General features: G+C 60.1%; 9 protein-coding genes. 7 read left to right on the top strand and 2 right to left on the bottom strand.

Annotation, left to right across the window (positions count from 1 at the left end; all coding sequences use genetic code 11):
• The first annotated feature begins 489 nt into the window (after positions 1-489).
• The 4 genes from IEX32_RS19990 (at position 490) to IEX32_RS19975 (ending at position 3,562) form a co-directional block, all read left to right on the top strand.
• Positions 490-831, top strand: a complete 342-nt coding sequence (locus IEX32_RS19990) for a helix-turn-helix domain-containing protein (protein WP_188773294.1) — start codon at positions 490-492, stop codon at positions 829-831.
• The gene (locus IEX32_RS19985) at positions 821-2,110 is read left to right on the top strand and encodes a type II toxin-antitoxin system HipA family toxin (RefSeq protein ID WP_188773293.1); all 1,290 of its coding nucleotides are present in this window, start codon (positions 821-823) and stop codon (positions 2,108-2,110) included. Before IEX32_RS19990 ends, IEX32_RS19985 begins: the two co-directional genes overlap by 11 nt.
• Positions 2,111-2,297: 187 nt before the next feature.
• Positions 2,298-2,873 carry an NAD(P)H-dependent oxidoreductase gene (locus IEX32_RS19980; protein WP_188773292.1) on the top strand — a complete coding sequence of 192 codons (576 nt, stop codon included), beginning with the start codon at positions 2,298-2,300 and terminating at the stop codon, positions 2,871-2,873.
• Positions 2,874-2,896: 23 nt separating this feature from the next.
• On the top strand, positions 2,897-3,562 hold the full coding sequence (locus IEX32_RS19975; protein WP_188773291.1) for a DUF6064 family protein: 666 nt from the start codon (positions 2,897-2,899) through the stop codon (positions 3,560-3,562).
• A 144-nt stretch (positions 3,563-3,706) separates the two neighbouring features.
• Here the strand turns inward: IEX32_RS19975 and IEX32_RS19970 are convergent, their stop codons facing one another.
• A complete protein-coding gene (locus IEX32_RS19970) occupies positions 3,707-3,889 on the bottom strand; it encodes a hypothetical protein (protein WP_188773290.1) in 183 nt (60 codons plus the stop codon).
• An 84-nt stretch (positions 3,890-3,973) separates the two neighbouring features.
• The gene (locus IEX32_RS19965) at positions 3,974-4,516 is read right to left on the bottom strand and encodes a dihydrofolate reductase family protein (RefSeq protein WP_188773289.1); all 543 of its coding nucleotides are present in this window, start codon (positions 4,514-4,516) and stop codon (positions 3,974-3,976) included.
• A gap of 43 nt (positions 4,517-4,559) precedes the next feature.
• Here IEX32_RS19965 and tnpA point away from each other — a divergent pair, with 43 nt between their 5' ends.
• The 3 genes from tnpA (at position 4,560) to tnpC (ending at position 6,932) form a co-directional block, all read left to right on the top strand.
• Complete coding sequence (gene tnpA / locus IEX32_RS19960) at positions 4,560-4,931, top strand: IS66-like element accessory protein TnpA (protein WP_188773288.1); 372 nt, start codon at positions 4,560-4,562, stop codon at positions 4,929-4,931.
• Positions 4,928-5,275: an IS66 family insertion sequence element accessory protein TnpB gene (gene tnpB / locus IEX32_RS19955; protein WP_188773287.1), complete on the top strand. Its 348-nt coding sequence runs from the start codon at positions 4,928-4,930 to the stop codon at positions 5,273-5,275. The genes tnpA and tnpB overlap by 4 nt, the downstream gene beginning before the upstream one ends.
• Before the next feature lie 61 nt (positions 5,276-5,336).
• Complete coding sequence (gene tnpC / locus IEX32_RS19950; protein ID WP_188773286.1) at positions 5,337-6,932, top strand: IS66 family transposase; 1,596 nt, start codon at positions 5,337-5,339, stop codon at positions 6,930-6,932.
• Positions 6,933-7,019 lie beyond the last annotated feature (87 nt).

Below are 7,019 nucleotides of genomic sequence, written 5' to 3'. Positions count from 1 at the left end.
CGCTGCCCGAAGGTGCCGGAGAATGAATCATGACCGATTCCAGCCAGGCAATGGGCGCGCGATAAACGGAATCACGCCCGCGACCACTTGTGGGTAAGAGCAAGAGCAATCGGACGGTTACCGCGGTCCGAGGACATCGGCCGGTTCTCCGAGGTGTTAAAAAGGCTTTGGAAAACCAAGGGCTTGAGATATTCTGGAAGTTGGTTGCGGGGGCTCGCAACCAACTTTACTTGCTGTTTGCCGCAAACGCCTTAAGCGCGCAGTATATGGCTGAAACGTAAGAGAAAAATTGCAACGGCGATGCTGTGAACGGGTAACGCAGTCAGTCTGAAATAGGGCTGGCGCACAATCTCACACCCAATCGCTTCTGCTCTTGAAAGCAGACAATAGGCTATAGGGTGCTCTTAAGAGCGCTAATATTGACAGGATCGCGAAAATACGATATGCTCTTGAAAGCAGATTAACGATCATAAAGGGCTTTTAAGAGCAATGACCGCGAAAAACCTTCTCACAAGCGCGCCTCCCTACGAGGTCGAACAGGCGATCAAGCGCCTGGGTAAAGACCTGCGCACGGCACGGCTGCGCCGTAACCTGACGATCGATCAAGTTGCCGGAAAAATCGGCACCGGCCCCCGCGCTGTCATGGATGCGGAAAAGGGAAAGCTCAGCACGGGCATTGCCACCTATGCAGCCCTGCTTTGGGCTTATGATCTGCTCGGTCCGATGAACGAGCTCGCCGATCCCGCCAAGGATCGTGAAGGCCTGACACTCGAAAGCCTCAGTGGCCGCGAACGCGCCCGCACGAGCCGGGAGCTCGACAATGACTTCTAAGGCCGGAGCCAGCGAATGCTTTGTCTACATCATGCTCCCCGGCACGACGGAATTCGTGACGGCGGGGCGTTTTGTGCTGGAGCCGGACAGGACCGGCGTACCAGTAGGACGCTTTGTCTACGGCAAGAGCTATCTTGCCCGCGCGGATGCCGTGCCGATCGATCCGCTCGAACTCAAACTTGCCAATACGACCTACCAGACCACGGCGCTTAAAGGTGTCTTCGGGGCGCTGCGCGATGCCGGTCCCGATTACTGGGGACGGCGGGTCATTGAAAAACATGCCGGCCTGCCCGCACTCGGGGAGATTGACTATCTGCTCTACGCGCCGGACGACCGCGCCGGAGCGCTGGGCTTCGGCCTTGGCCCCGAGCCCCCTGCCCCGAAACGCAAATTCAACAGGACACTTGACCTTGAGCGGCTGCTGACGCTGGCCGATACCATCATCGCTGACGAAGATTTGCCGGAAGGACCGGAAGCGGAGCAAGCCTACGACCTGATGCTGATCGGCACATCGATGGGCGGCGCGCGGCCAAAGGCCGTGGTCGAAGATGACCAAGGCTTATGGCTCGCAAAATTCGGCAGGCCGGACGACAGGTGGAACCACGCGCGCGTTGAACACGCCATGCTGGAGCTTGCCAGAGAGTGCGGGATACACAGCGCGCAAAGCAAGGTGGTGGCAGCCGGTGGCCGCGATGCCCTGCTGGTCAAACGTTTCGACCGTGAAAAGACGCAAGGCGGGTATGTCCGTTCCCGCATGATCAGCGGCCTGACGATCCTGCGCACCGAAGACACGCACCAACATCGCGAACGCTGGTCCTATGTCCTGCTGGCCGAAGAGCTGCGCAGGATCAGCGCGAACCCGAAAGACGATGCCGCCGAACTCTTCCGCCGGATGGTCTTCAACGCGCTGATCTCCAATACCGACGATCACCCCCGCAACCATGCCGCAATCGCCAGGGATGCGGGCTGGAAGCTTTCGCCCGCCTATGATTTGACACCATCCACGCCGGTCAGCGTGGAACGGCGCGACCTCGCCCTGACCTGCGGCGATCTGGGCCGCTATGCCCATGCGGATAACCTGCTCTCCCAGTGCGCCCGCTTCCATCTTGAAAGAGATGAAGCCGCGAGCATCATCGCGCGCATGGAGGAGCAGATAACCGGAGGCTGGTACGAGACAGCGCGGCGCTGCGGGGTTTCAGAGAAAGACTGCGAGGCGATCAGCACGGCTTTCGTCTATCCGGGATTCCGGCTCGATCTGCCGGATCAGCGCAAAAGATAGGCTGCGCCTTCCTTGGCCTCGCGCGAAACCATTCTGTTAGGGCTCCAGGCCGACTACGGGAGAACTGATTTTCGTCAGTGCTCCGGAGCGGGGCTGGCGATCGCACCGGCGCTTTGCTGGTATTCAGCGGAGCATTCCGGCAGACTGGCAAGGTAGCTGCGATAATAACCCGATGAGGAGAACTGCCATGGCCAAGGTGCTCGTGATCGACGGCCACCCTGATCCCGATCGGGCGCATTTCATTCATGCTGCGGCTGACGCCTATGCTGATGGGGCGATGAGCGCGCACGAAATCAAGCGCATCGATGTGGCGGCACTCGATTTTCCTGTTCTGCGTTCGCCGAGCGAATGGCAGGATAGCGAGCCTCCCCCCGACATTGCTGCATCGCAGGAAGCGCTGCGTTGGGCGGAGCACGTGGTCATCCTGTACCCTTTGTGGCTTGGGGATGTGCCTGCCCTGCTCAAAGGGTTTTTCGAGCAGGTCCTGCGCCCTGGCTTCGCCTTCACCTATACCGAAAAGGGCTTTCCGCAAAAGCTGCTCAAGGGCAAGTCAGCGCGCGTGGTCGTTTCGATGGGAATGCCGGCGCCGCTTTACCGCCTCTTCTACCGGGCACACAGCGTCAGGAGTCTTGAGCGCAATATTCTCGGCTTCGTCGGCTTCAAGCCCGTGCGAGATACGATCATCGGCTCCGTCGAAAGCAGCGCGGCAAAGCGTGAGCGCTGGCTGGCCCGCTTGCGCGCGATGGGCAAGAATGCTTCATGAAATCTGGTGGTCAGATTTAAGCCGTGCTGCCCTTCACAAGAGACCGGTTCTTCGAACTGTTTGCGGCTTACAACGAGGCGATATGGCCGGCGATCCCTATATTTTATCTGCTCGCGATGATCGCGACCCTGGCGGCATGGCGTCGCCATCCGCAGGCCGGCTGTGTTGTGAGCGGCGCTCTGGCGGTGATGTGGGCATGGGCCGGACTGGTATATCATGGCCTATTTTTCACCCGGATCAATCCTGCGGCCTGGGCATTTGCCTTCGGCTTTCTCTTGCAGGCCGTGATCTGGGCATTTCAAGCAGGCAGTCGCACAGCATTCGGCTTTGAGGACCGCTCGCCAGTTCGCGCGATGGCCGGTTGGGCCATGATTGCCTATGCTCTGCTTGTCTATCCCGCCCTTGGGCTGTTGAGCGGTGAAGCATACCCTGCGCTCCCCATGTTCGGAGTGGCACCCTGTCCGTTAGTAATATTCACGCTCGGATTGATGACCTGGGCAAGCAAGGTCCACTGGTGGGTCTGGATTGTCCCGTTGGTCTGGGCGATCATCGGGGGCAGCGCGGCCATACTGCTGTCCGTACCTCAGGACTGGGCACTGCCAATTGCAGCGCTGGCAGCACTCGCCCTCAGGTTCAAAGGCCTTGGCAAGGGGCATTCCAGTCGAGCCGACGGGGCTCCTCTACACTGAGGATCGCCTTGCCTGCATAGCTCCTGACAATTGGCCTATTCAGGATGCGAGGCGCTAATCATCGCCGCCCATCGCTGGCATCTTAACCGTATCTATGCCCGCAGACCGGCAAGCTAGGCTTGCCGGTTGCAGACGTAAAATCGCTCATGATGCACCTGCCTTCACGATCCTGAATTCGGACGGATCGTAACCGTTATCGACCTCGCGCTGACCGGTCGCGATTTCTTCGCGGATTTCACCGAAGAACTCGGCAAGCGCGGCCTGCGCTTCACTCCTGCTCGCGAAGGTCGGCGCGCGCTGCGTCCCAATCCCTGAGCTTCTTTTCATAGGTGGTCGGCTGCCCGTCTGCTATTAAGCGCAGAACCGCAGAAGCGGAAATTGGCTTGATAGCATTTAGGAAATGTCGGTTTATCAATCAGGCTTTGATGAACGTTGCCAGCTAACGACCACCAAGCCTTTTGCAGGATCAAGCACCTGTCGGGGACCACGCTCGAGGCCGTGACTTGCAAGCACTTCCTCCGGGGTCCGACTGGGCACTTCAGGAAACACCGGACGCCCGCCTGGCAGCCGCACATCCGGCACCCGAGACAAATAGAACACGTCGTAACGGTCCAGGAATATCCCGAAAACTTCCGTACCGCCAATGACGCCAACACTAGCGTTTGGCATCCCGAGTGCAGCCAAGGCTTGCTCGAGCGAGGCACCGGCCGGGTTCCAGAACAGTGCCTTTTCATTCCGTGAGTCAAGCGTGATAGCCGGGACTCGCCGGGTCAGGATCAGTCGGCCGCGCAAATACGAATGCGGCTGTTGCTCATGAGAGTGGCGCCCATGAACCACCACATCGACCTCGTCCAGCCCGCGTTCGAAGAAGCGCTGGTCAGCTCCGAATTTAAGGTAAACGCACGGTTGAGGCCGCCTTCTCGGGTCTGAGCTGGGTCCGTAAGGGACGTCCATAAGGACGTACTTATGGACGTCCTCAGCGAGTGCGAGGGCAGCGGTGGAGATATTGGGCCGGGAACGGCGTCGTCGATGGACGCGAGCGGAAAAGCTGGAGATTGTCGCTGCGGTGGGCGTGAACGGCGAGACGCTCTCGCGCGTTGCGCAGCGCTACGACGTGACGCGCAGCCAGATTTACCAGTGGCGGCATGAGTTCAAGAAAAGAGGGATGCTCCCCGCGCCGCCGGCGCCGACCTTTCTGCAGGTCGACATTGGCCCGCCCATTTTCAAAGCGGAGCCTGCCTTCGAGGACCGGATAGCCTCACCTTCGATCGTAGAGCTGTGTCTGCGGCAAGGACGCCGCCTTCGTTTCGATAGCAGCATCGAAGGCTCGACCCTGATGCACCTCATTCGGGCGGTTGAAGGAGCGTGATTGGTCCAGGCACCGGTGTGCGGGTCTATCTGGCGTGCGGGGCGACCGACATGCGCAAGGGAGTAACGGGGCTCGCCATGCTGGCGCAGACCGTGCTGGGCCAGAGAGCATCGAGCGGCGCGGTCTTTGCATTTCGTGGACGCAAAGGCGACCGGGTGAAGCTCCTGTACTGGGATGGCCAGGGATTTTGCATGTATTATAAAATTCTTGAGCGGGGACGTTTTCCCTGGCCCTCTGCGGCAGATGGGGTCACGCGATTGACATCGGCCCAGCTTGCCATGCTGTGGGAAGGGATTGATTGGAGGCGTCCGAACTGGGGATCTCCGCCGGCTCGAGTGGGGTGATTTTCTTCACAAAAATGGCTGTTTTACTGGACCTTACTGCTGATTTTCCGTAAGGAAAATCATGCTGAATGCGGCTTCCGCTCTCCCCGAAGACACGGCCCTCCTCAAGGCGAAGATCGCCGAACTGCAGGCTGAGAACGAGAAGCTGACAACAACGCTGCGGGCCCATGATCTGGTCGTTCAGGCGCTTCGGCTGCAGATCGCAAAGCTGAAGAAGCAGGCCTTCGGCAAATCCTCCGAGAAGATCCGGCGCGAGATCGAACAACTCGAACTTGCTCTTGAGGATTTGCTCGTCACCGCCTCGGAACAGGGTCTCGGGCAGAGTGAAGGGGACGATCCGGATGAGGCGCCCGCACCAGCCAGCGCCGAGGCAGGCTCTTCTGACGCCCGCTCAAGGCGGCGTCCGCGTGTCTCGGCGGACACGCCGCGCGAGCGGCGGGAACTCGATCCAGGCAGCACCTGCCCGGATTGCGGAGGCGAACTGCGCCTCGTCGGAGAGGACCTGAGCGAGATCATCGAGATGATCACGGCAAAGCTCAAGGTCGTCGAAGTCGCGCGTCCCAAGAAGTCCTGCCGCTGCTGCGAGAAGATGGTGCAGGCGCCGGCCCCGAGCCGCCCGATCCCGGGCAGCATGGCTGGGAGCAGTCTCCTGGCCTACATACTGGTCTCGAAGTTCGACGATCAGCTCCCGCTCTATCGCCAGCAAGAAATCCTGGCCCGCATGGGCGCCGACATTCCGCGCAGCACGCTTGGTGACTGGTGCGGTCGCGCGATGCGGATGCTACTGCCTGTGATCGACAAGATCGAAGCATCGGTCCTGAGCAGCGAGATTCTCCATGCCGACGACACGCCGATCCGCGTGCTGGCTCCGGAACGGCGCGCCAAGGGGATCGGCAAGGGTGTGAAGCAAGGCCGGATCTGGGGGTATGTCTGCGATCAGCGACCCTGGGCTGGTACCGCGCCGCCCGGTGTCGTCTATCGCTACGCCCCCAACTGGAATGCAGAGCATGTGCTTGCCCATCTGGGCAATGCCAGAGGCATCCTGCAGGCGGACGCGTACAAGGGTTATTTGAAGCTCTACGAACCCGGCGAGGACGGTGAAGCGCGCTTCCGGGAAGCTGCTTGCTTTGCCCATTGGCGGCGCGATTTTCATGATATCTGGACTGCGCATAAATCCGAGATTGCGCATGAGGCTCTCAAACGCATCGGCAAGCTCTACGACATCGAGCGTGAGATCGCGGGCGAGTCTGCCGACATTCGCCATGCCGCGCGGCAGAAGTTGAGCAAGCCGGAGCTTGAGAAATTGCGGGCCTGGTCCGAGCAGCAACTCACCAAAATCCCGGGCAAGGGCGATCTGGCCAAGGCCTTTCGGTATGGCCTGAGCCGCTGGCATGCGTTCAGCCTGTTCGTCGATGACGGGCGTGTCGCCATCGATAACAATGCCGCCGAGCGCGCTCTCAGGCCGATATGCACTGGGAAAAAGAACTGGCTATTCGCCGGTTCAGAGGCGGGCGCCGAGACCCTCGCGCGCGCCATGACGATCATCGAAACTGCGAAAATGAACAACCTCGAGCCGCAGGCCTATCTCACCGACCTGCTCAGTCGCATTCATGATCACAAGATCAATCGGCTCGATGAACTGCGGATTCCGAGGTGATCCCGGCCACTATTCCGAAATGATCCCGGCCGGGATTCCGAGATGATGCCGGCCACTATTCCGATTAATTCCCGGCCACCCGGGAGG

Source organism: Novosphingobium endophyticum (genome assembly GCF_014640675.1).
Classification (GTDB): Bacteria; Pseudomonadota; Alphaproteobacteria; order Sphingomonadales; family Sphingomonadaceae; genus Novosphingobium; species Novosphingobium endophyticum.
Note: the sequence above shows the minus strand (reverse complement) of the source record. Positions and strands in the feature narration are given on the sequence as shown.